Annotated in this window: 17 protein-coding genes and 1 pseudogene; 7 read left to right on the top strand and 11 right to left on the bottom strand. The window is 69.8% G+C overall.

What is annotated here, in order from left to right; all coding sequences use genetic code 11:
- Positions 1-4: 4 nt before the first annotated feature.
- The 3 genes and pseudogenes from G6N30_RS23980 to G6N30_RS23970 all read right to left on the bottom strand — a co-directional run bounded on the left by G6N30_RS23980 (position 5) and on the right by G6N30_RS23970 (position 3,533).
- The gene (locus G6N30_RS23980) at positions 5-994 is read right to left on the bottom strand and encodes an ABC transporter permease (RefSeq protein WP_134056805.1); all 990 of its coding nucleotides are present in this window, start codon (positions 992-994) and stop codon (positions 5-7) included.
- An 11-nt stretch (positions 995-1,005) separates the two neighbouring features.
- A pseudogene (locus G6N30_RS23975) lies at positions 1,006-1,931 on the bottom strand (ABC transporter permease).
- A gap of 18 nt (positions 1,932-1,949) precedes the next feature.
- Entirely contained in the window at positions 1,950-3,533 is a 1,584-nt protein-coding gene (locus G6N30_RS23970; protein WP_134056809.1) for an ABC transporter substrate-binding protein, read from the bottom strand.
- 328 nt (positions 3,534-3,861) lie between these two features.
- On the opposite strand from G6N30_RS23970, the gene G6N30_RS23965 reads away from it, so the two are divergent.
- Entirely contained in the window at positions 3,862-4,854 is a 993-nt protein-coding gene (locus G6N30_RS23965) for a 2-hydroxyacid dehydrogenase (protein ID WP_134056811.1), read from the top strand.
- Here G6N30_RS23965 and G6N30_RS23960 read toward each other — a convergent pair.
- Complete coding sequence (locus G6N30_RS23960) at positions 4,851-6,293, bottom strand: carotenoid oxygenase family protein (RefSeq protein WP_134056813.1); 1,443 nt, start codon at positions 6,291-6,293, stop codon at positions 4,851-4,853. The genes G6N30_RS23965 and G6N30_RS23960 overlap by 4 nt on opposite strands.
- A 60-nt stretch (positions 6,294-6,353) precedes the next feature.
- Between G6N30_RS23960 and G6N30_RS23955 the strand changes: the two genes are divergently transcribed.
- Entirely contained in the window at positions 6,354-7,010 is a 657-nt protein-coding gene (locus tag G6N30_RS23955) for a TetR/AcrR family transcriptional regulator (RefSeq protein WP_134056815.1), read from the top strand.
- On the opposite strand, the gene G6N30_RS23950 is transcribed toward G6N30_RS23955, so the two are convergent.
- The 7 genes from G6N30_RS23950 to G6N30_RS23920 all read right to left on the bottom strand — a co-directional run bounded on the left by G6N30_RS23950 (position 7,007) and on the right by G6N30_RS23920 (position 14,523).
- Entirely contained in the window at positions 7,007-8,077 is a 1,071-nt protein-coding gene (locus G6N30_RS23950) for an FAD-dependent monooxygenase (RefSeq protein WP_134056817.1), read from the bottom strand. The two genes, G6N30_RS23955 and G6N30_RS23950, sit on opposite strands and share 4 nt — an antisense overlap.
- A 41-nt stretch (positions 8,078-8,118) precedes the next feature.
- On the bottom strand, positions 8,119-9,045 hold the full coding sequence (locus G6N30_RS23945) for a LysR family transcriptional regulator (RefSeq protein WP_134056819.1): 927 nt from the start codon (positions 9,043-9,045) through the stop codon (positions 8,119-8,121).
- 70 nt (positions 9,046-9,115) lie between these two features.
- Positions 9,116-10,387, bottom strand: coding sequence for a glucarate dehydratase family protein (locus G6N30_RS23940; RefSeq protein ID WP_134057544.1), 1,272 nt, complete (start codon positions 10,385-10,387; stop codon positions 9,116-9,118).
- Positions 10,384-11,331 (bottom strand): 5-dehydro-4-deoxyglucarate dehydratase, encoded by a 948-nt coding sequence (locus G6N30_RS23935; protein ID WP_134056821.1) that lies wholly within the window; start codon positions 11,329-11,331, stop codon positions 10,384-10,386. Before G6N30_RS23935 ends, G6N30_RS23940 begins: the two co-directional genes overlap by 4 nt.
- Positions 11,332-11,359: 28 nt before the next feature.
- Positions 11,360-12,958: an aldehyde dehydrogenase (NADP(+)) gene (locus G6N30_RS23930; protein ID WP_134056823.1), complete on the bottom strand. Its 1,599-nt coding sequence runs from the start codon at positions 12,956-12,958 to the stop codon at positions 11,360-11,362.
- Positions 12,959-13,050: 92 nt separating this feature from the next.
- Entirely contained in the window at positions 13,051-13,458 is a 408-nt protein-coding gene (locus G6N30_RS23925) for a hypothetical protein (protein WP_134056825.1), read from the bottom strand.
- Positions 13,459-13,494: 36 nt separating this feature from the next.
- Positions 13,495-14,523, bottom strand: coding sequence for a TerC family protein (locus G6N30_RS23920; RefSeq protein WP_134056827.1), 1,029 nt, complete (start codon positions 14,521-14,523; stop codon positions 13,495-13,497).
- 274 nt (positions 14,524-14,797) lie between these two features.
- Between G6N30_RS23920 and G6N30_RS23915 the strand changes: the two genes are divergently transcribed.
- From G6N30_RS23915 to G6N30_RS23895, 5 genes are read left to right on the top strand one after another with little or no spacing between them, the layout of a single operon-like run.
- Positions 14,798-18,733: a Pls/PosA family non-ribosomal peptide synthetase gene (locus G6N30_RS23915; protein WP_163687774.1), complete on the top strand. Its 3,936-nt coding sequence runs from the start codon at positions 14,798-14,800 to the stop codon at positions 18,731-18,733.
- Complete coding sequence (locus G6N30_RS23910) at positions 18,730-20,058, top strand: M1 family metallopeptidase (RefSeq protein WP_134056831.1); 1,329 nt, start codon at positions 18,730-18,732, stop codon at positions 20,056-20,058. The genes G6N30_RS23915 and G6N30_RS23910 overlap by 4 nt, the downstream gene beginning before the upstream one ends.
- Positions 20,055-21,335: a hypothetical protein gene (locus G6N30_RS23905; protein WP_134056833.1), complete on the top strand. Its 1,281-nt coding sequence runs from the start codon at positions 20,055-20,057 to the stop codon at positions 21,333-21,335. The genes G6N30_RS23910 and G6N30_RS23905 overlap by 4 nt, the downstream gene beginning before the upstream one ends.
- On the top strand, positions 21,332-22,321 hold the full coding sequence (gene galE / locus G6N30_RS23900; RefSeq protein WP_134056835.1) for a UDP-glucose 4-epimerase GalE: 990 nt from the start codon (positions 21,332-21,334) through the stop codon (positions 22,319-22,321). The genes G6N30_RS23905 and galE overlap by 4 nt, the downstream gene beginning before the upstream one ends.
- Positions 22,318-24,072 carry a hypothetical protein gene (locus tag G6N30_RS23895; RefSeq protein WP_134057546.1) on the top strand — a complete coding sequence of 585 codons (1,755 nt, stop codon included), beginning with the start codon at positions 22,318-22,320 and terminating at the stop codon, positions 24,070-24,072. Before galE ends, G6N30_RS23895 begins: the two co-directional genes overlap by 4 nt.
- The last annotated feature ends 2 nt before the right edge of the window (positions 24,073-24,074 follow it).

The raw sequence follows: 24,074 nt of genomic DNA, 5'->3' as shown, positions 1-24,074 counted from the left end.
TCTTTCAGATTCGGTGGGCGGTCTTGGTGAAGCGGGACAGCCGCTTCTGGGGGACGGTGAGGCGCCACCGCTGGGCGGGGTCGGTCGCGATGCGCGCCCAGGCGGCGAGGATCGTGGCCGACACGGTGGTGATGACGATCGCCAGGCCGGGGAAGAACGACAGCCACCAGGCGGTGTGCAGGTAGGTGCGGCCCTGCGCCACCATCAGGCCCCAGCTGACGTCGGGCGGCTGGATCCCGATGCCCAGGAAGCTCAGGGAGCTCTCGGCGAGCATCACGTAGCAGAAGTCGAGGGTGGCCACGGTGAGCAGCGTGGGCAGCACGATCGGCACGACGTGGCGCATGATGATCGAGGTCGCGCTCGCGCCGAATGTCCGTGCGGCGTCGACGAACAACCGGCTCTGCAATTCGGCGGACTCGGCGCGGGCGGTGCGCAGGTAGACGGGGATGCGGGTGATCGCCAGCACGAGGACGATGTTGGCGGCGCTGGGCGAGAACACGTAGAGCACGACGACGGCCAGCAGCAGCGACGGGAAGCTCATGATGACGTCGGCGACGCGCATGGCGACGGTCTCACGCCAGCCCCGGTGGTAGCCCGCCCACATCCCGACGATGGAGCCGACCACCGCGCTGATCACCACGGCGGGGATCGCCACCGACAGCGTGGTGCGGCTGGCGACGATGAGCCGGGCGAGCATACTGCGGCCGAGCGGGTCGGTGCCCAGGATGTTGGCCCAGCCGTGCGCCAGGGTGAACGGCGCCTGGTTGGAGTTGTCGAGGTCGATGCGGGTGGCCAGATCCCCCATCAGCATCGGTCCGAACAGGGCGGTGAGGAACACCAGGCCCAGGACGGTCGCCGCCAGCGCCGCCACCCGGTCGTTGACCAGTAGGCGGAACCACTTGGCGCCAGCGCGTTTTCGCGTCTTGCCGGTGCCCGGCTCCCCGACGATCGCGGTGGTCGGCTTGACGGGGACCAGGTCGAGTTGAGTGCTCATGGGTGATCTCCTTAGACCGTGGCCGGTTCACGGACGCGTGCGTCGAGCAGCGCGTAGCAGGCGTCGATGAGGATGTTGAGCAGGAAGATGCTGACGGCGGTGAGCAGCACCGCGGCCTGCAGGACCGCGAAATCGCGCTGCAGGATCGCGTCGATCATCAGCTTCCCGATGCCCGGCCAGCCGAAGATGGCCTCGACCACCACCGCGCCGTTGATCAGCCCGACGGCCAGATCGCCGGCGACGGTGAGGGCGGGTGCCGCGGCGTTGCGCAGCGCGTGGTGGGTCACGACGCGAAAGTCGCTGGCGCCCTTGCTGCGGGCCAGCCGCACGTAGGGCGCCGACAGCGCGGAGACCATCGCACCGCGCACGACCTGGGTCAGCACGCCCAGCGGCCGGATCATCAGCGTGGCGATCGGCAGGATCCACGACAGGCCGCTCTCGGTGCCCGAGGTGGGCAGCCACCCCAGCAGGACCGCGAACAGCCACACCCCGGTGATCGCGAACCAGAAGTCCGGGATGCTGGCCGCGGTCATGGACAGCAGGCTGGAGAACCGGTCGGCCAGCGAGTTGGGCCGGTAGGCCGCCCAGCAGCCGATGACCACGGCGCCGACCATCGCGAGCAGCATGGTGACCAGCGCGAGCTGCAGAGTGGCGGGAAGGCGCGCAACGCCATCTCCGAGGCGGATTCGCCGGTGCGCAGCGAGGTGCCGAAGTCGAGGTGCAGGACACCGCGGAAGTAGTCGCCGAGCTGGGTGAGCAGCGGCTGGTCGAGTCCGTTCTGCTCGGCGAACTGCGCGCGTTGTTCGGCCGTGGCGGATTCCGGCAGATACAGGTTGGTGGGGTCGCCGGTGAGGCGCGCCAGGAGGAAGACCCCGAGCAGCACGATGATCAACGGCAGTGCGCTGGTGTACATCCGGCGCCGGACGAACGGGAACATGGTTGCGGCCCTTCTCTTTTACTGGGCGTCGGTGCGGTCGGAGCCGGCCGGCCGCATCTCGGCCAGACGCATCTCGTCGCCGGTTGCCGAATTGGGGGTGTAGTCCACGCGCGGGGACTTGCCGAGGATGCCCTTCATGTGGGCGATGTAGGCCATCTGCATGATCTCCTGCGGCTCCTCGGCGAACAGTTCCGCGAAGGCGTCCTGGCGTGCCTGACCGGTCAGCGCTTCGGCCGCCCGGATCTTCTCGTCGAATTCAGTTGTCCCATAGGCACTCTGCGGGCCGTCGCTGAGCATGTACTGATCCATGGTGAACGCCGCGTCCCCGGCCTGGTTGCCGTGCATGATCATGAGCAGGTACGGGCCGGTGTTCGCGGGGAACGGCCGCAGCTGGTACTGCAATTGACCCGCGGTGTCCATCATCTCGATCTTGACGTTGAGCCCGATGTCGGAGAACTCGCTCTGCAGCACCTCGATGGTCTCGGCGATCTTCGGGAACTGGGCGGTGCGCCCGATCAGCCGGATCTCGCGGTCGACGGGTACACCGTCGGCGCGGGCTTCGTCGACGAGCGTCCGGGCCTTGTCCGGATCGTGCGGCCACAGCGGGAGTTCGGCGTTGTAGCCGACCACACCCGACGGGATCAGCTGCGAGGCCGGGTCGCCGAGCCCGCGGAAGAGCGCCTTGACGATGCCGGTGCGGTTGACGGCGTAGTTGATCGCCTGACGCACCCGCATGTCGTCCAGCGGCGGTTCGGTGGCCTGCATGCGCAGCGCGGTCGTCTCGTTGTTCTGGAACGGCACTCCGAGATCGCCGGCGCCGTCCTCCGGACCGAGGCCGGTGGCGATGTCGGTCTCGTCGTTGGTGATCATCGCTGCGCGGACGCTGCCCTCACTGCGCCATTGGTATTCGGCCCGGGCGAAGGCGGGGGCGTCACCCCAGTAGGTGTCGTTGCGGTGCAGCACCAGCTTCTGGCCGTACTCCCAGTCTTCGATGGCGAACGGTCCGGTGCCGATCGGCTCGCGCACCTTCTCGGTCATGCTCGTGGTGCGCGGCACGATCTCGACGAAGGACAACCGCAGCGGAAGAATCGGGTCGGGGGTCTCGGTGGTGACCGTCAGCCGGGTGTCGTCGGGCGCGTCCAGCGCGAGCTTCTCGTCGCCGAACACGTAACCGTCGACATTGCACTGCAGGTCCGAGTTGACCGCTCGGTCGATCGAGAAGGCGGCATCGGTCGCGGTGAAGGGGGTGCCGTCGGAGAACGTCACGCCGGGGCGGATGTCGAACGTCCACTCGGTGTCCGAGCTCTGCCGCCAGCCGGTGGCCAGCAGCGGCTGTAGGTCGCCGGTGTTCGGGTCGCGTTCGATGAGCGGTTCGGTGATGTTGGAGCGCACCACGATGCCCGTGGACGTCAGCGAGCTCTCGCACGGCTCGAGCGTCGGCGGCTCCTGCTGGAGCACGATGCGCAGCGTGTCCGGGTCGTAGCCGCCGTGGCCGGAGTTGGCGACGGTGCAGCCGGCAGCCAGCACGCAGGTCGAGGCCGCGGCGGCGGTCGCGGCCAGCACGCGGTGTGCTCGCCGCGGCGTCGGGGCTGAGCGCCTCATGGCACCTCCGTTGATGTGGTGTCCACGTATGTGGATGCGGTATGTGACCGCAGACACACGCTAGGGAGGCGCGGAAGAGGGCGTCAACCCGCCTCGACCGGCCGAGAAGGCGGCTTTCGGCGCCGATCGCGGGCCGGTCGGAAACGCTGAACAGCCGCCTCCACCACCGCTGATCTGCGGATTTTTTGCGTGGTGACCATTGCTGATACATCCGATGTGCGCCCAACAGGGCATTCATGCGGGTTCCGTATCAACCCATGCTATTTCCGTGTTGGACGGGTATTCGCAGCCCGGCTTACGGTGGCGCTGAAGCCACCAGAGGAGAGCCGTGCCCGAAACCGCCGCCACCGCCGCCCGCCGCGTCCTGCAGGTCGGGCCGCTCAAGCCGTCGCTCGCCGACACGCTGCGCTCCACGTACGACGCGTTCGCCCTGCCCGTGGACGCCGAAGAGCGGGAGACGTTCCTCGCCGAACACGGCCGGGAGGTCGGCGCCGTCGTGACGTCCGGCCGCACCGGCGTGGACGCGGCACTGATGGAACGGCTGCCGAATCTGCGCGCGGTCGTGAACTTCGGCGTCGGCTACGACACCACCGACATCCCCGCCGCCGTCGCGCGTGGCGTGGCGGTCAGCAACACCCCGGACGTGCTGACCGACTGCGTCGCGGATACCGCGGTCGGGCTCACCATCGACGTGCTCCGCCGCTTCTCGGCTGCCGACCGGTACGTCCGCGCGGGCCGCTGGCCGGTCGAGGGAAACTTCCCCCTCACCCGCCAGATCAGCCACAAGAAGGTGGGCGTCATCGGACTGGGCCGCATCGGCAGCGCGATCGCCACGCGGTTGACCGCATTCGGCTGCCCGATCAGCTACCACAACCGCCGCCCTGTGGTGGATTCACCGTACACCTATGTCGACTCGCCGCTGGAGCTGGCCCGTCGGGTCGACGTGCTGATCATCGCGGCCGCCGGGGGCGACCGAACGCGAAATCTGGTTGACCGCAACGTCATCGATGCGATCGGGCCGGACGGCTACCTGGTCAACATCGCACGCGGAAGCGTGGTGGACGAGGAGGCGCTCGTCGACGCGCTGACCGCGGGCCGCCTCGCCGGTGCGGGGCTCGACGTGTTCGCCGACGAGCCGCGTGTGCCCGATGCGCTGCTGGCGATGGACAACGTCGTGCTGCTGCCGCACGTCGGGAGCGGCACACTGGAAACGCGTGCGGCGATGGAGGAACTGACGTTGCGCAACCTCGAATCGTTCCTGCGCACCGGCGAACTGGTCACACCGGTGCCAGAGGTCAAGGTGCCTGCGGCCGCGCGTTAGCGCGCGCTCGGCACCCAGTTGCCGTGGAAGCCGGCGGGCACACGGTGCGGCAGTCTGACGACGGCGACGTCCTGCAACGTCTGCGCGTCGAGGATCGCCAGCGCGCTGCGATCGGTGGAGCGGTCGTACACGTAGCCCATGAGTACACCGTCGTCCTCGGCGGCGTCCGGCGATGAGGACTCGAACACGAACTCGCCCACCACTTTCCCGTCACCGAAGGACCGCGTCAGGGTGCCGCCGCCCGCGAGGTCGTGTTTGATCAGCATGTCCGAACCGGTGGGGCGGTCACCGACCGCCGGGGCGTATCCGTAGCGATGGCGCTTACCCACCCGTCGCTCGTCGACTCGCGGGAACTCCTGGCCGCGGTCGTCGATGCGGGACTCGCGGATCTTGCCGTCGGCGAGGTCGACGGTCCAGCGGTCCAGTGTCGGCGGGCCCTCGTTGGGGCCGAGGTGGTCGGTGGCGAACATCTTCGGGTGCCGGATCACGTCGAGCACGATCGTGTCACCGTCCTCGTAGGCGTTCATCGGGTGGAAGACGTAGCAGGGTTCGACGTCGAACCAGCGGACGTCGGCGGCAGCGCCGTCGCGCGGCATCACACCGACACGGGCGGGGTACCGCGGATTCCACGAATACGGGAAGCGCCGGTCGGCTTCCTTGGGCAGGGGCTGGCGCGCGGAGACCGGGTCCGGCACCCGCACCCGTCCGATCAGTGCGGACAACACGAGTCGGGCCGGGAGGCGTAGGCCGCGCGGCACAGTCATCGCGGTGGCCTGCCGGACGTCGAAGGTGACCGGCAGGTCGTAGAAGACGACATGGCGCTCCGTCAGCGAGAAATCGTGCATCATCGGACTACCGGTGACCTCGATGTCGACGGTGCGCCGCGCCCTGCCGTCGGCGCCGATCACCGAGTACTGCACGGTGTTGCCGCGGCTCATGCTGTAGGAGACGGCATGCAACTCACCGGTGTCGGGGTCGCGTTTCGGGTGGGCGGTGTAGCCGCCGGTCAGCGTTCCGTAGAAATCGCAGACGCCGACGGTGTCCAGTTCGTCGGTCAGTTCGTAGTTCGCCAGCCCCGCCTCCACCAGAGCCAGGGTCTTCCCGGCGTGTCCGATGACGTTGGTGTTGGCACCGATCGGCGACCCTCCGTAATGCCCGCGGGGCGGCCGTTCGCCCAGGACGCGGGCGGCCTGCGGTCCACGCACCCAGCGGTTCCGGTACCACTCGGCCTTCCCGTCGCGGATCCGGATGCCGTGCACCATCCCGTCGCCGATGAACCAGTGGTACAGCAGCGGGTCGACCTCACCGATCGGATTGGGGCCGTTGCGGAGATACCGGCCGTCGAGGTACTCGGGAATCTCACCCTCGACCTCGAGATCGATGAGTGTGTGCTCCTGCGCCAGCGGCGCGAAGACGTCTTCCAGGTAGCGATTGCCCACGGTGCGCTCCCGATAACAGTATTATGAGCTGTCCGTCAGGTATAACACCGTTATGAGGCGATGGCAACAGTGAGTGACGTCCGGCAGGCGCTCGTCGAGGCGGGGGTGCGGCTCGTGGAGCGCGACGGCCTGACGGCGCTCAGTGCGCGCAGCCTGGCCGCCGAGGCAGGCACCTCGACGATGGCGGTGTACACCCACTTTCGCGGGATGACCGGAGTCGTCGAGGCGATCGCCCGCGAGGCGTTCGCCCGTTTCACCCGGGCACTGACCGAGATCCCGCGGACCGACGACCCCGTCGCCGACTTCATCGTGATGGGCCTGCGCTACCGGGAGTTCGCGCTCGCGAATCCGGAGCGGTACCAGATGATGTTCGGCACCTTCGCGACGTCGCTCAACCGGCACCACACCGACCTGACGACCACCGGAAGCAGCAGTGACCGCGAGGAATTCGCCGTCTCGTTCGAGGCCCTCCTCGACGTCGTGGGCCGGATGATCGAGAGCGGGCGGATCCGCGACGACGGGGTGTCGGTGATCGCCGGGCGGCTGTGGAGCATCACCCACGGCGCCGTGCTCCTCGAAATCGCCGGCTTCTTCGGCCACGAGGACCACGGCCTGACGCAGATACTCGCCCCGCTGGTGTTCGACACGCTCGTCGGACTCGGCGAAGACCGGGAGCGGATCGACCGGTCGCTGGAGAAGGCGCTGCAGGCGATTTAGCCTTGGGCCCAGCCGAATCGGGGCCGCCAGCGGCTCACCGACCCCGCCAGGAAACCGAAGAGCGGATCCGGAGCGAGTCGTAACGCCTCGTTGCGCAGGCTCTCGAGCGACCGGACACCCGGCGTCGCGAAGTATGACCCGGCCTTCGACGCGCCGTACAGTGCCAGCATTCTCGGCCGCCGTTGTTGCAGAGCGGACGTGCCGCGATAGGCGAGCGTGATCGCCTCCTCCATCGCCAGCGCTGCCCCCTGCCCGAAGGTGGGACGCATGGTGTGCGCGGCATCGCCGATCAGCGCCACCTTGCCGCGTACGAGTCGGCGCGGTGGCCGCGCTTCGTGGATCTCCGGTGTACTGAGCTTGTCGGGCGCCGCGGCGTCGATCAACTCAGGTAGCGGTGAGGGCCAGTCGCGGAAGGAGTGCAGATCGGCGTCCCGGCCACGGGCGGCGCCGTAGACGTACGTGCGTCCGTCGGCCAGGGGCAGGATGCCGAAATCCGCTGTGGCGCCCCAGATCGGACCGAAGCCGGCGTCGAGCTCCCGCTCCACGATCCAGGACCATCCGCTGATACCGGTGAATCGAAGCGGAGGTGCGTCGGGCCACAGCGACCGCCGGGTCACCCCACGTGCCCCGTCTGCGCCAACGACGAGATCGAATCGGTGACAGCCAGGTTCGACGTGGACTGCGCCGTCGGCGCTGACCCGTGTCACGGCCTGCGAGTACCGCACGCACTGCGGGGGCAGCTCCGCGGTCAGCCAGGCGATCAGCTGACTTCGCGGCACGGTCGCGTACTCGTCTCCACCGGTGAATTGCGCGAGGGTGCGGCGAACCAGGATGCGCCCGTCCGCCGCGCGCACGGTCGCCGGCGCATCGGACCACCGCGTCGCGATGTGCTTGCGCACCCCGAGCACGGTGAGGCACGTGAGTGCGTTCGGGGCAAGGGAGATGGCGCCGCCGGCGGCCGACGGCCCCGCCGTCCTCTCGAACACCGTGACGTCGTGGCCGTTGCGCCGGAAGGCGATGGCGGCTGCCAGTCCGGCGAAGCCACCGCCGACGATCCCCACCCTCATGAGGGAAAGTTACCGCCGGCGCGGCCGATGGGGGCCCGTCTCTAACGCAGCGTGTCGATCACCAGGTCGTCGGTGGTCCACTCGCGCGGCGGCAGCACGTCGCGCAGCAACCGGTGCAGTGCGGGGTTGGTGCTGTCGCCGCGCCAGGCCGCGTCGAGTTCGACCGGCCGCTCCCGGAACGCGCCGATCGAGCGGAAGACGACGCCCTGCGGGTGCAGGGTGGCGGCCGATGCGGGGACCAGCGCGATGCCGATGCCGGAGCGCACCAGCACCAGCATGGTGTGCACCTGCGTGACGAACTGGACGTAGCGCGGTGTGGCTCCGGCGATGGTGAAGGTGCTGATCAGCAGTTCGTGGAAGTACCGCGCCTCCACCGGCGAATGCATGACGACGTCCTGGCCGTCGAGGTCGTTGAGCGTGAGCTGCCGCTCCACCTCGACCAGCGGATGGGCGGCGGGCAGCGCGGCGATCAACTGTTCGTGCAGCAGCGGCCGGGACACGATGCCGGGCCGCTTGAGCGGCGGCCGCCCCATTCCGAGGTCGAGTTCGCCGGTCATCAGCGCTTCGAGCTGCGCCGCCGAAACCATCTCGCGCAGTTCGAGTTTCACATCCGGTAGTTGCTCACGCGCCTTGTCGAGCAGTCGCGGGAGCACCGCGTGCGCCGACGCCGCGGTGAAGCCGACGACGACGGTCCCGAGGTCGCCTGCGGGCACGCGCTTGACGTTGAGCGCCGCGCCCTCGGCGAGCTGCAGGATGCGCCGTGCGTCGGGCAGGAACGCCACGCCCGCCGGGGTCAGCGTGACCGAGCGGGTGGTGCGGTCGATGAGGTGGACGCCGAGTTCGCTCTCGAGCTGCTGTATCTGCCGGCTCAGCGGCGGCTGTGTCATGTGCAGCCGTTCCGCCGCCCGGCCGAAATGGAGCTCTTCGGCCACCGCGATGAAGCAGGACAGCCGGGACAGCGAGAACATCGATGCGCTCCTTGCATCACTTGCCGCGCCGGTGCGGCCTCGAGAGCATCACTCTAATGCTGCCACGCCGTCACCAGCGTGGGCTGAGCGCCTGAAATCCCGGGTCGATGCTGCGCATGTACCCGGTGTCGTCGCGCTCGCGGATGCGGCACCGCAGGTACTGCTCGTGCAGCGCGGCCAGGCGGTCCTCGTCGATCTCGACGCCGAGCCCGGGGCCGGTCGGCACCGGCACCGACCCGTCCACGAAGCGCAGGACACCGTCCTCGACCACCTCCTCGGTCTTCCACGGCCAGTGCGTGTCACACGCGTAGGTGAGATTCGGGGTGGCCGCGGCCAGATGCACCATCGCGGCCAGGCTGATCCCGAGGTGGCTGTTGGAATGCATCGACAGCCCGAGGCCGAACGTGTCACAGATGCCGGCGAGCAGCCGCGAGCGCTGCAGACCGCCCCAGTAGTGGTGATCGGAGAGCACGACCCGCACCGAGTCCTGCGCGACCGCGGGCGCCAGCTGGTCGAACGCCACCACGCACATGTTGGTGGCCAGCGGCATCGGCGCCTGCCGCGCGACCTCGGCCATTCCCTCGAGTCCCGGTGTCGGATCCTCGAGGTACTCGAGAATTCCGGCCAGCCCCGTGGCCACCTTCACCGACGTCTCGGGGGTCCACGCGGCGTTGGGATCCAGTCGCAGCGGGTGGGTGGGGAACGCGGCGTGCAACGCCTCGATCGCCGCCACCTCCTCCTCGGGCGGCAGCACCCCGCCCTTGAGTTTGATTGCGGTGAAGCCGTATTCGTCGATGATGCGGCGGGCCTGGGCGACGATCTCGTCCGGGTGCAGCGCCTGCCCCCAGCCGTCGGGTTCGGTACCGGGGTGGGCGGCCCACTTGTAGAAGAGGTAGGCGCTGAACGGCACGGCGTCGCGCACCGCCCCGCCGAGCAGGTCCGAGACCGGCCGCCCGGCGACCCGGCCCTGTACGTCGAGGCAGGCCACCTCGAACGGGGAGAACACCCGGTCGACCACGCTGGCCGAGGTGATCATGCCCGCCAGGCCGGTGCTGTCCCCGGTGCGGTCGCCGCCCAGCTTCTCCGAGATCGACGCGCGGATCGTGTTGAGCGCGAACACGTCCTGACCGACGATCGCCTCGGCCGCGGCTTCGAGTCGGGCCAGGTGTGCGGTGTCGGCGTAGGTCTCGCCGAGTCCGGTGACGCCGGCGTCGGTGTCGAGCCTGATGATCGCCCGCAGCGCGTACGGCTGATGCACGCCGACGGTGTTGAGCAACGGTGGGTCGACGAATGCGACCGGGGTGATCCGCGCGCCGGTGATGCGCACCCGGTCGGCCATCAGTGCACCGCTTCGGCCGCGAGCGCTTCGGCGAGGACGGTGCGGCCGGCGGCGAGGATCTCGGTGAGCCGCTCGACGTCGCGGGCGGCGGCGTCGACCAGCGGCGGGCGCACCGGGCCGGCGTCGATGCCCTCGAGCGTCACACCCGCTTTGATCAGCGAGACTGCGTAACCGGGGACGGTGTCGCGCAAGCGCACCAGGGGGTGGAAGAACTCCCGCAGCAGTGCCGCGGTCAGCGCCTCGTCTCCGGATTCCAGCGACTGGTAGAACGCCAGCGCGAGTTCGGGCGCGAACGCGAACGTCGCCGAGGAGTACAGCGTCACCCCGATGGCCCGGTACGCCTGCTGCGACACCTCCGCCGTGGGTAGTCCGTTGAAGAACTGGAACGGCTTGCCCGTCGGCTCCAGCGCGTCGGTGACCGCGCGGACGATGCGCGCGACCTGATCGAGATCGCCTGTGCCGTCCTTGAATCCGACCACCTTCGGCATCTTCGCCACCTCGACGGCGGAGGCCTCGGTGTAGCGGGCGTTGTTGCGGTTGTAGACGATCACCGGCAGGTCGGTGACGGCGCTGACCTCGCGGGTGTAGGCGACCAGCCCGGCTTGGGGCATCTCGACCAGATACGGCGGCAGGAGCAGCAGGCCGTCGGCGCCGGCCTCGGCGGCGGCGCGGGCGAAGGCCTTGGCCTGGGCGAGGGAGCCGCCGGCACCCGCGTACACCGGCACCCGGCCGCCGACCACCTCGACCGCCGTCCGGACGATGGTGCGAAGCTCGGCGGGGTCGATGGCGTGGAATTCGCCCGTGCCACAACCGATGAAGACGCCTCCCGGTCCGGCATCGACACCCTTGGCGACGTGTTGCGCCAGGAGGTCCGTGTCGACCTCACCGGCTGCGGTGAAGGGGGTGACGGGGAAGAACAGGACGCCAGTCAGCGGCGCGGCGGGCATGGATACTCCTCGGTTGATGGTGCGTCGGTCAGTCTTTGGTGAGTTCGCCGTCGACCCGGCGCCACAGTCGGTCCGGGTTGTCGTCGGCGATCGCGCTGGGCACCAACGATTTCGGTGCGTCCTGGTAACAGACGGGACGAAGGAAGCGGTCGATGGCCCTCGAGCCGACCGATGTGGTGCGGGAGTCGGACGTGGCGGGGAACGGGCCGCCGTGCACCATCGCGTGGCACACCTCGACGCCGGTGGGCCAGCCGTTGAACAGGATGCGTCCGGCTTTGAGTTCGAGGATCGGCAGCAGCTCACCGGCGTGGGCGACGTCGGAGTCGTCGATGTGCAGGGTGGCGGTCAGCTGACCCTCCAGGTTGGCCGCGACGGTCTTCATCTCGTCGAGGTCGGCGCACCGCACGATCAGGCTCGATGCGCCGAACACCTCCGCCTGCAACGACTTTGAGCCGAGCAGGCCGGCCGCGTCGGTGCTGAACAGCGCGGCGCGGCAGGAGACCGCGGCGTCGCCGTCGGCCGAACCGCGAGCCACCAGCGTGGCCTCACCCGACAGCGCGTCGACGCCGGCGCGATAGTTGTCGGCGATGTCCGGGGTCAGCATCGCGGTCGGGGCGGACGCGCTCAACGCCTCTGCGGCGGCGGCGGTGAAGGCGTCGAGACCGGGGCTGTCGATCGCGATGACCAGGCCCGGATTCGTGCAGAACTGCCCGGATCCCATGGTCAGCGATCCGACGAACGCGCGCCCGATCTCGGCGCCGCGGCCGGCGAGCGCACCGCCGAGTAGGAACACCGGGTTGATCGAGCTCATCTCGGCGTAGACCGGGATCGGCTCGGGGCGGGCGGCCGCCGCGGCGACCAGCGCCAGCCCGCCGGCGCGGGAACCGGTGAACCCGACCGCCTTGATGCGCGGATCGGTGACCAGGGCGGTGCCCAGTCCCGGGCCGGGTATGTAGAGAAGCGAGAAGGTGCCGGGCGGCAGCCCGGCGTCGGCGACGGCGGCGCAAATCGCGCGGCCGACGAGTTCGGAGGTGCCCGGGTGGGCGTCGTGCGCTTTGACCACCACGGGGCAACCCGCCGCGAGCGCGGAGGCGGTGTCGCCGCCGGCGACCGAGAAGGCGAGCGGAAAGTTGCTGGCACCGAACACGGCCACCGGACCCAGCGGAACCATGCGCTGCCGCAGGTCGGGGCGCGGCAGAGGTGTGCGGTCGGGTTGTGCGGTGTCGATGCGCGCGCCGTTCCAGCTGCCTTCACGCAGCACCGAGGCGAACAGCCGCAGCTGCCCGGTGGTGCGGCCGACCTCACCGGTCAGCCGGGCCTCGGGCAGGCCGGTCTCGGCGTGGGCGCGGTGGACCAGGTCGTCGGTGATCGCGGCGATGTTGTCGGCGATGCCCTCGAGGAATCGCGCCCGCTGATCCGAGGAGGTGGCCCGATAGGCGTGGAACGCCTCGGCTGCCGCCGCGCACGCGGCCTCGACGTGAGAGGCCTCGCCGTGCCGGTAGGCCGGTTCGAGTTCCGCGCCCCGGGTCGGATCGAAGCCGCGGATCTCGGCTCCGGTGCCGTGGACCGCGGTGCCCGCGATCAGCATCTGGCCGGTCAGGTCGGTCGACGAGACGGTGGAAGTCATACCTGCACGCTAGGGCGCGCAATCCATGCCTGTCCAAGTCAAAAGTTCGGCCCAGTGATGCAGGGATTGAATCGACGGGGTCGGCTCCGGACTCAGCTCGCCTTCGGCTGACCCCGCAACGCCAGGCGGGCCAGCACGTCGCGCCCCAGCGCCCGCAGATCCTGGCGCGGACCGGCCGCGAGCAGGGTGACCCCGTCGGCGACGTCGGCCATCTCGATGTCGGCGATCAGCCCGGCCAGCCCGTCGATCGTGCCGGCGTAGCGCACTGTGCCGTCACCGGCGTCGGGCTCGAAGGCCGAGCGCGCCGACCGGAAGTCGGCGCCGACCGCGACCGTCACGTCGAGGATCACCGCGACGTCGTCGGCACCGGCCCGGATCCTGGCCCGGGCGCGACGCGCCTCCTGCAGGTCGGGAGCCGACACCCGCACGACATGACGGTCGCCGTCGGTCAACTCGTCCCATTCACCACGATCCGCCACGAATAGCCGCACCGCAGTCACGGTAGGCGGTCACCCGTGCCCTGTCGAAAGTTGCGATCAGTGCGAGTCGAAGGACTTCTTGCCGTCGTCCTCGATCTTGCGCTGCGCCTCGTCCACCTGGTCGGCGTTCCTGCCCCGCGTCTTCATGAGGCTCAGCACGGTCGTGATGACGAGCGTGACGACGATGACGCCCAGGCTGAGCAGCGTCGGGATCTCCGGCACCGGGACGTGCTCACCGCCGTTGATGAACGGCAGCTCGTTCTCGTGCAGCGCGTGCAGGAACAGCTTCACGCCGATGAACAGCAGGATGAACGCGAGCCCCTGCGACAGGTACACCAGCCGCTTGAGCAGCCCGCCGAGCAGGAAAAACAGCTGCCGCAGCCCCATCAGCGCGAAGACGTTGGCCGTGAACACCAGATACGGTTCCTGCGTCAGGCCGAAGATCGCCGGGATCGAGTCCAGCGCGAAGATCAGGTCGGTGGTTCCCAGCGCGACGATCACCAGGAACATCGGCGTCATCAGACGCTTGCCGTCCTCCTTGATCCACAGCTTCAGGCCGTCCCACTTGTCGGTCAGCGTGAGGTGGTTGCGGGCGAACTTGACGACCGCGTTGTCACCGTCGTCCTCGTGGCCGGTGTCACGGGCGAGGTTCCACGCGGTGTACACCAGGAACAGGCCGAAAATGTAGAACACCCAGGAGAACTGGTTGATCGCGACCGCGCCCAGCGCGATGAAGATACCGCGGAAGATCAAGGCCAGGATGATGCCCACCATCAGCGCTTCCTGCTGATACTTCTTGGGCACGTTGAAGCTGGCCATGATGATGATGAAGATGAACAGGTTGTCGACTGACAGGCTGTATTCCGTCAGCCAGCCGGCGAAGAACTCCAGTCCGTAGTCCCCGCCGTGGAACAGCCACACCCAGACACCGAACGCGACGGCCAGCGACACGTACACCGACAGCGCGATCGAGCACTCCTTCATCGAAGGCTCGTGCGGGCGCCGGGCAATGGCCACCACGTCGAACAGCAGCACCGCCACCGTGACGGCGATGGTGATGCCCCATTCCAGGGCGGAAACGTTCACTCGATATACCTCCGGTCGTCGAACACGCCGGAGGTCTCTTCCGCCGACGCGGCGCCGGCCCGCAGCACCGGCCGGCCAATGATGGACGACGTAGTGACGACACCGCGGCGAAGGAATACTCCCCTCCGGAGCCGATTGTGCCCGGCCGTCGCCGGACAGGCCAATCGGGGTCCGATACTGCTGTCCCGGCGGGGGGATACCCGCCTTGACCCAATTGTCACCACCCGGCGCTCGCGCCGTGCGGTTCGTCGGGCGGGCTGCTTAGTAGTTTGAAGTGGTGACAGCAGCGGTTCCGGGCGCCCACATTCCCCATCAGTACCTTCAGTCGAATTTCGCTGCCGCGCCGCGCACCCTCGTCGACATCCTGTACGACACCGCCGCCCGGTATCCCGATGCGCCGGCCATCGACGACGGCACCGTCCAGCTCACCTACTCCGAGTTGGTCGCCGACATCGAGGACAGCGTCGAGTGGCTGGCCGCCCGCGGTATCGGCCGAGGCGACCGCATCGGCATCCGGATGCCCTCGGGCACCTACGCCCTCTACGTCGCGATCCTGTCCGCGTTGGCCACCGGTGCCGCCTACGTGCCGGTCGACGCCGACGATCCCGACGAACGCGCGCACCTGGTCTTCAGCGAGGCCAACGTCGTCGCCGTCATCACCGAACAGGGGCTCGTCCGAGGGCCGGGCTCGTCCCGCGGGTGGCGGGCGGTGGCCCCGCTGAGCCGCGACGACGCGTGGATCATCTTCACCTCCGGGTCCACCGGGGTGCCCAAGGGTGTGGCCGTCACCCACCGCAGCGCGGCCGCCTTCGTCGACGCCGAGGCGAAGATGTTCCTCACCGACAATCCGCTGGGCCCCGGCGACCGGGTGCTGGCCGGGCTGTCGGTGGCGTTCGACGCGTCGTGCGAGGAGATGTGGCTGGCGTGGCGGCACGGCGCCTGCCTGGTGCCGGCACCGCGCTCGCTGGTGCGCAGCGGCATGGACCTTGGTCCGTGGCTGGTGTCGCGCGACATCACGGTCGTCTCGACGGTGCCGACCCTCGCAGCGCTGTGGCCGGCCGAGGCCCTTGAAGCCGTCCGGCTGCTGATCTTCGGTGGCGAGGCCTGCCCTCCGGAGCTTGCGGAGCGTCTCGCGGTCGACGGGCGCGAGGTGTGGAACACCTACGGGCCCACCGAGGCGACCGTGGTGGCGTGCGCGGCGCGCCTCGACGGGCGCAGCCCGGTGAGCATCGGGTTGCCGCTGCCCGGCTGGGATCTGGCGGTCGTCGACAAGGACGGGATGCCGGTCGCCGACGGCGAGGTCGGCGAACTGGTCATCGGCGGGGTCGGGCTGGCCCGCTACCTCGATCCGGACAAGGACGCCGAGAAGTACGCCCCGATGCCGACGCTGGGCTGGGAGCGCGCGTACCGCAGCGGCGACCTGGTGCGGTTGGCGCCCGAGGGCCTGTACTTCCTCGGCCGCGCCGACGATCAGGTCAAGGTCGGCGGCCGGCGCATCGAACTCGGGGAGGTCGACTCCGCGCTGGTGCACCTGCCCGGTGTCAGCGGTGGCGCGGCGGCCGTGCGCCGCACCGCCGGCGGCACGCCGCTGCTGGTCGGCTACATCGCCAGTGCCGACCCGTCGTTCGATCTGGACGCCGCGCGCGCCGCGCTCGCCGAGGCGCTGCCCGCGGCGCTGGTGCCGCGGCTCGTGCGGGTCGACGCACTGCCCACCCGCACCTCGGGCAAGGTCGACCGCGACGCGCTGCCGTGGCCGGTCGAGGGCGCCGAGGACGAAGCCCCGGAGCTAGGCGGGACGATGGGCTGGCTGGCGGCGCTGTGGCGCGACGTGCTGGCCGCACCCGTGGACGGTCCGGAGGCGGACTTCTTCGCGTGCGGCGGCGGCTCGCTGACGGCGGCCCAGCTGGTGGCGGCGCTGCGGCGGCGCTACCCGACGGTGACGGTGGCTGACCTCTACGACCACCCGCGCCTCGGCTCGCTGGCCGGCTACCTCGACGAACTGGACCCGCCCGCGCAAGTGGTCACCCGCGACGTCGCGCCGACACCGCGGTTGACGCAGGCCGCGCAGGTGGCGCTGTCGTTGCCGCTGGCCACGCTGACCGGTCTGCAGTGGGTGGTGTGGCTGGCGTTGCTCAACAACGTCGCCGCCGAGCTCTCGCTGGTGTCGTGGGTGGTTCCGCTGAACTGGTGGGTGGTGTTGGCGGGCTTCGTGCTGTTCGTCTCCCCCATCGGTCGGATGGGGATCGCGGTGTTGTTCGCGCGCATGCTGCTGGGCAACCTGCAGCCGGGCACCTACCGCCGCGGCGGAGCGGTGCACCTGCGGGTGTGGCTGACCGAACGGCTGGCGCAGGCCAGCGGTGCCGAGAACCTCGCCGGTGCGCCGTGGATGGTGTACTACGCCCGCGCCCTTGGCAATTCGGTCGGCAAGGGAGTGGACCTGCACTCGCCGCCCCCGGTGACCGGCATGCTCAAGATCGGCCACCGCGCCTCGATCGAACCGGAGGTCGACCTCTCCGGCCACTGGGTCGACGGCGACCATTTCCACGTCGGGCACATCACCATCGGCAACGACGCGACCATCGGCGCGCGGACCACCCTGCTACCCGGCGCGGTAATCGGCAAGAACGCCGATGTGGCCGCCGGATCGGCCGTAGTCGGCAAGGTCAAGAACGGGCAGTACTGGACAGGTTCACCCGCGGTGAAGTCGGGCAAGGCCCGCCACCCGTGGCCGAGCCACCGCCCGCCGCGCGCCGCGCTATGGGTGGCGGTCTACGGGGTGACGTCGGTCCTGCTCGCGGGGCTGCCGCTGACGGCGCTCGCGGTCGGCCTGACCGTCATCGGCTGGGGTGTCCGGCACACCACCTCGGTGCTCGACGCGGTCCTGCCTGCGCTGCTGTGGACCCCGGTCGCCACGCTGGCCGCGCTGCTCACCTACGCCGCGTTGACGGTGGCGGGCGTACGCCTGTTGTCGCTCGGGCTACGGGAGGGCTACCACCCGGTGCGCAGCCGGATCGGCTGGCAGGTCTGGGCCACCGAACGCCTCCTCGACGCCGCCCGCACCTACCTGTTCCCGCTGTACGCCAGCCTGCTGACCCCGGGCTGGCTGCGGGCGCTCGGTGCGCAGGTGGGCGACGGCACGGAGATCTCGACGGCGCTGTTCACCCCGAAATTCACCGTCGTCGAGGACGGCGCGTTCCTCGCCGACGACACCATGGTGGCGTCCTACGAACTGGGCGGCGGCTGGATCCACGTCGCCAAGGCGACCATCGGCAGGCGCGCGTTCCTCGGCAACTCGGGCATCACTCAGCCCGGCCGCAAAGTGCCCGACGACGGTCTGGTGGCGGTGCTGTCGGCGACGCCGCGCAAGGCCAAGGCCGGCTCGTCGTGGTTGGGCAGCCCGCCGGTGCGGCTGCGGCGGCAGCCCACCGCGGCCGACGCGCTGCGCACCTTCCATCCCTCGCCCCGCCTCAAGGCGATGCGCGCGGCGGTCGAGACCTGCCGGCTCATCCCCGTCATCGTCACGTTCGCGATCGGCGTCGGCGTGCTGCTCTCGTTGCAGGCGTTGATCGTTCATCTCGGGTACCTGTGGACGGTGCTGCTCGGCGGTGTGGTCCTGCTGGTCGCCGGTGCGGTGGCCGGCGGTATCGCCGTCCTCGCCAAACGCGTGGTCATCGGGCGAATCGAGGCGATCGAACACCCGCTGTGGTCGTCGTTCGTGTGGCGCAACGAGGTGTCCGACACGTTCGTCGAGACGGTCGCCGCGCCCTGGTTCGCCCGCGCCGCCAGCGGCACACCGGTGATGAACCTGTGGCTGCGCGGCCTCGGCGCGAAAATCGGCCGCGGCGTCTGGTGCGAGACGTACTGGCTGCCGGAGGCGGATCTCGTCACGCTCGGTGCGGGCGCCACCGTCAACCGCGGGTGCGTGGTGCAGACCCACCTCTTCCACGACCGCATCATGCGGATGGACACCGTCGTCCTCGACGACGGCGCCACGCTGGGCCCGCACTGTGTGGCGCTGCCGGCGGCCCGCCTCGGTGCGGGTGCGACGGTGGGGCCGGGGTCGCTCGTCATGCGCGGCGACGAGGTGCCCGCCTCCACCCGGTGGCAGGGCAACCCGATCGCTCCGTGGGATGTGTTGCGCAAGAAGCGCGGTGAGGGCGCGGCGAAGAAGAAGCGGACAAGCCGCAGCCCCGAGGACTCCGCCGCGTGACGCGTTCGAAGAAGACGAGTAGCGCCGCGGCGATCATCGATCCCTACCTGCCCGAGACCGGCAATTTCGGGTACCGGGTGTCGCGCTACGAACTCGACCTGGAGTACAAGGTCTCGATCAACCGGCTGTCCGGTTCGGCGACCATCACCGCCGTCACGCTGGCCGCGCTGCGGACCTTCACCCTCGATCTGGCCGACAACCTCAAGGTGACGAAGGTGGCCGTCAACGGCAGGCGGCCGGCACGGTTTTCCTGCGCGCACGACAAGCTGCGGGTCGAGTTGCCGTCGCCGTTGCCCGCCGGGGCGGCGCTCGTGGTGGAGGTCCGGTACAACGGCACCCCTGAACCGATCGAATCCCTCTGGGGTGACGTCGGATTCGAGGAGCTGACGAACGGCGCGCTGGTCGCCGGACAGCCCAACGGGGCGGCCTCGTGGTTCCCGTGCGACGATCACCCGAGCTCCAAGGCCAGCTACCGCATCCAGATCAGCACCGACAGCCCGTACCGCGCGATCGCCAACGGCGAGTTGGCGTCTCGGCGCGCGCGGGCCGGTCACACCGTGTGGACCTACGAGCAGCCCGAACCGACGTCGACCTACCTGATCACCCTGCAGATCGGCATGTACGACATGCACCGGCTGGCGAAGACGCCGGTGCCCATACAGGCTGCGCTACCCGCGCGGCTGCGCCGCCACTTCGACCACGACTTCGGCCGCCAGCCGCAGATGATGAAGCTGTTCGTCAAACTGTTCGGGCCGTATCCACTGGCGAGCGGCTACACCGTGGTGGTGACCGACGACGACCTCGAGATACCGCTGGAGGCCCAGGGCATCTCGATCTTCGGCGCCAACCACTGCAACGGCACACGGCGGTCCGAGCGGCTGATCGCCCACGAACTGGCCCACCAGTGGTTCGGCAACTCCGTCACCGTGCGGCGCTGGCGCGACATCTGGCTGCACGAGGGTTTCGCGTGTTACGCCGAATGGCTGTGGTCGGAGAACTCCGGCGGCCGCAGCGCCGGCGAGTGGGCACACCACTATCACGCACGGCTGGCCGACCTGCCCCAGGATCTACTGCTCGCCGACCCCGGCCCGGCGGACATGTTCGACGACCGGGTGTACAAGCGGGGCGCGCTGACCCTGCACGTCCTGCGCACCCGCATCGGTGACGAGAAGTTCTTCGCCCTGCTGCAGGACTGGACAGCGCGGCACCGCCACGGCACCGCGTTCACCGACGACTTCACCGGGTTGGCGGCCAACTACACCGACGAGTCGCTGCGCCCGCTGTGGGACGCCTGGCTCTACGCGAAGGATCTGCCGAGGCTGTGACCGACGCGGCGCCGTCGACCGGCCCGGTCACGCGGAGCAGCGTGGCGCGGGTGGGTGTGGCGACCGCCGTGACCGCGATGTGCGGGTACGCGGTGCTCTACCTGGCCGCACGCGATCTCGAACCCGCGGGTTTCTCGGTCTTCGGCGTGTTCTGGGGAGCGTTCGGCCTGGCCAGCGGCGCGGCGTTCGGCCTGCTGCAGGAGGCGACACGGGAAGTCCGCGACGCGCGGGCCGACCATCCGCCCGACGGCCCGCACACCCGTCCCATGCGGGTCGCGGCGGTGGTCGCCGTCGTCGCGGCCATGCTGATCATCGCGACGTCGCCGCTGTGGGTCGGCCACGTATTCGTTGCCGCGCAATGGCTTTCGGTGCTGCTGCTCAGCGCCGGGCTGGCCGGCTTCTGTCTGCACGCCACACTGCTGGGAATGCTGGCGGGGACGAACCTGTGGACCCAGTACGGGGCGCTGATGGTGACCGACGCGGTGATCCGCGTGCTGGTGGCCGTGGCCACCTTCGTCGTCGGCTGGGGTCTCGGCGGATTCCTGTGGGCGACGGTCGGCGGCGCGATCGCCTGGCTGCTGCTGCTCGCCTGCTCCCCCGCCACCCGCGCCGCCGCGCGGCTGCGGACGCCGGGCAGCACGGCGACGTTCCTGCGCGGTGCCGCACATTCCATCGCCGCCGCGGGCGCCAGCGCGGTCCTGGTGATGGGCTTCCCCGTCCTGCTGCAGGCCACGTCGGACGATCTGGGCGCCACCGGCGGGGTGGTGATCCTCGCCGTGACGCTGACCCGCGCGCCGCTGCTGGTGCCGCTGACCGCGATGCAGGGGAACCTGATCGCCCACTTCGTCGATCAGCGCACCGCCCGCCTGCGCGCACTCATCGCGCCGGCGGCGGTGGTGCTCGGCATCGGTGTGGTCGGCGTGGTCGCCGCGGGCCTGCTGGGGCCGTGGCTGCTGCGAGCGGGTTTCGGTGAGCAGTACCGGGCCGACGGCGCGCTGCTGGCCTGGCTGACCGCGGCCGCGGTGGCGATCGCGCTGCTGACGCTGACCGGCGCCGCGACGGTCGCCGCGGCCATGCACCGCACGTACGCGATCGGCTGGGTGGGTGCGACAGTGGCTGCGGTGCTGTTGCTGCTGCTGCCGCTGGATCTGGAGACCAGGACCGTGGTGGCGCTGCTGTGCGGTCCGGTGGTCGGGATCGCCGTGCACCTCGCCGGGCTTGCAGGCACGAACGACCGTGCGCATATCCTGCGTGTTCGACGAAGGAGGACAACATGACGTGGCTGGTCACCGGCGGAGCCGGATACATCGGCTCGCACGTCGTGCGCGCGCTGGGCGAGGCTGACCTGCCTGTCGTGGTGATCGACGACCTGTCCACCGGGCTGGAGCAGTTCGTGCCGGAGTCCGTGCCGTTCGTGCGCGGCACCCTGCTCGACGCCGCACTGGTCGAGCAGACGCTGCGTGAACACGCCGTCACCGGCGTCATCCACATCGCCGGCTACAAATACGCCGGGGTCTCGGTGCAGCGCCCCCTGCACACCTACGAGCAGAACGTGTCGGCGATGGTCACGCTGCTCAAGGCGATGGACACCGTCGGCGTCGACAGGATCGTGTTCTCCTCGAGCGCCGCCACCTACGGCACCCCGGACGGCCAGCAGGTCGACGAGTCCACACCCACCCGGCCGGAGTCCCCGTACGGCGAGACCAAGCTGATCGGCGAGTGGCTGCTGCGCGACGCCGGGCGGGCGTCCGGGCTGCGTCACACCAGCCTGCGGTACTTCAACGTCGTCGGGTCGGGGTCGACCGAGCTGTTCGACAAGAGCCCGCACAACCTTTTCCCGCTGGTCTTCGACATGCTCTACCGCGGTGAGACGCCCCGCATCAACGGCGACGACTACCCCACCCCCGACGGCACCTGCGTGCGCGACTACGTCGACGTGAGCGATGTCGCTCTCGCGCACGTCGCCGCGGCCCGTCGGCTCGACAACGGCGAACCGGTGGAGCCGGTCTACAACCTCGGCAGCGGCGCGGGCACCTCGGTGCGCGAGATCATGACCGCTATTCGCGCGGCCACCGGCGTCGACTTCGAACCGCAGATCATGCCGCGGCGTCCCGGTGATCCGGCGCGGATCGTCGCCAACGGCGACCTCGCCGCGCGTGACCTCGACTGGAAGATGCGCCACTCACTCGACGAAATGGTGTCCTCGGCGTGGGCGGCACGTCAGGCGGCGGGCGCCGGGTATCCGGGAGCAGGGCAGTCCTGAACCGGGTGGCCCGTGCCGCCGCTGTGCTCATCGTGGTGCAGCTGGCTGTACGGGCGGTGCTCGCGTTCGGCGGGTACTTCTACTGGGACGACCTGATCCTGATCGGGCGGGCCGGCACGCAGGGGTTGTTGTCGCCGTCGTTCCTGTTCGACGACCACGACGGCCACGTGATGCCGGCGGCGTTCCTGATCTCCGGGGCGATCACCAGGGTGGCGCCGTGGTCGTGGGTGCTGCCGGCGCTGAGCTTGGTGGTGTTGCAGCTGCTGGCGTCGCTGGCGTTGCTGCGCGCGCTGTACGTGATCCTGGGGTGGCGGCCGGTTCTGTTGCTGCCGTTGAGCTTTGCGTTGTTCACACCCCTGGCGGTGCCCGGGTTCGCGTGGTGGGCGGCGGCGCTGAACTCGCTGCCGATGCTCGCGGCGTTGGCGTGGGTGTGCGCGGACGCGGTGCTGCTGGTGCGGACGGGGCGGCAGCGGTACGCGGTGACGGCTCTGGCCGTGTACATCGGCGGGCTGTTGTTCTTCGAGAAGGCGGCGGTGATCCCGTTCGTGGCGTTCGCGGTGGTCGCGCTGCTGGCGTACGTGACGGGTGAGCGGGCCGCGGTGGCGACGGTGTGGCGGCGCGGGCTGCGGCTGTGGATCGGCGCGCTGGCGGTGACGGCGGCGTGGATCGGGGTGTATCTGCTCGTCGTCGACCAGAAGCGGTGGAGTTTCGATCTGGCGATGACGTGGGATCTGTTGGCACGGTCGTTCACCCACGGCATCGTGCCGGGACTGGTTGGCGGGCCGTGGGATTGGCAGCGATGGGCACCGGCGTCGCCGTGGGCGACGCCGCCGGTGGCGGTGATGGTGCTGGGGTGGGTGGCGCTGGCGGCCGCCGTCGCGGTGTCGTTCGCGCGGAAACAGCGGATCGGGCCGGTGTGGGCGGTCGCGGCGGGTTACGCGGTGGCGTGTCAGGTGCCGATCTACCTGATGCGGTCGTCGCGGTTCACCGCGCTCGAATTGGCGCAGACGCTGCGGTACCTGCCGGATCTGGTGGTGGTGCTGGCGCTGCTGATGGCCGTCGGGTTCTGCGCGCCGAACCGGCCGGGCGCGCGATGGCTGGACACGTCGCGTCGCCGTACCGCGGTGGTGGTCGGCTTGGCCGTCGCCTTCGTGGCGAGCAGCTTGTATTCGACGGTGACGTTCGACCGGATCTGGCGGGACAGCCCGGTGCCGGCGTATGTGGCGAATGTGCGGGCGGGCCTGGCGGAGGTCGACGAGCCGATGCTCGACCAGGAGGTCGACCCGCTGATCATGCAGCGGGTGGCGGCGCCGGAGAACATGGTGAGCCACATGTTCGCGTTGCTCGACGATCGTCCGGAGTTCGCGTCGAGCACCACGGAGTTGCGGATGCTGGACCGCAACGGGCATGTGGTGGACGCGTTGGTGACATGGGTGCGGGCGATCAGAGAGGGGCCCGCGCCGCAGTGCGGGTATCTGGTGCAGCCCGATTTCCCGGTGCGGATGCCGCTGGACGGGCCGCTGCTGCCGGCGGACTGGACGGCCGAGATCAACTACCTGGCGAACAGCGACGGCTCGCTGATGATGGCACTCTCGGAGGGCCCGCAGGTGAAGGTTCCGGTGCGGCCGGGACTGAATCGGGTGTTCGTGCGGTTGCCGGGAGCCGGTGACGCAATCAATGTCAGTGCGACCACCGCGGCGTTGTCGGTGTGCATATCCCCCGGTCCGGTCGGATTCGTGGCACCGAGGTAGTC

It is taken from the genome of Mycolicibacterium litorale (assembly GCF_010731695.1).
GTDB classification, from domain to species: Bacteria; Actinomycetota; Actinomycetes; order Mycobacteriales; family Mycobacteriaceae; genus Mycobacterium; species Mycobacterium litorale.
This window is presented reverse-complemented; position numbering and strand designations above follow the sequence as displayed.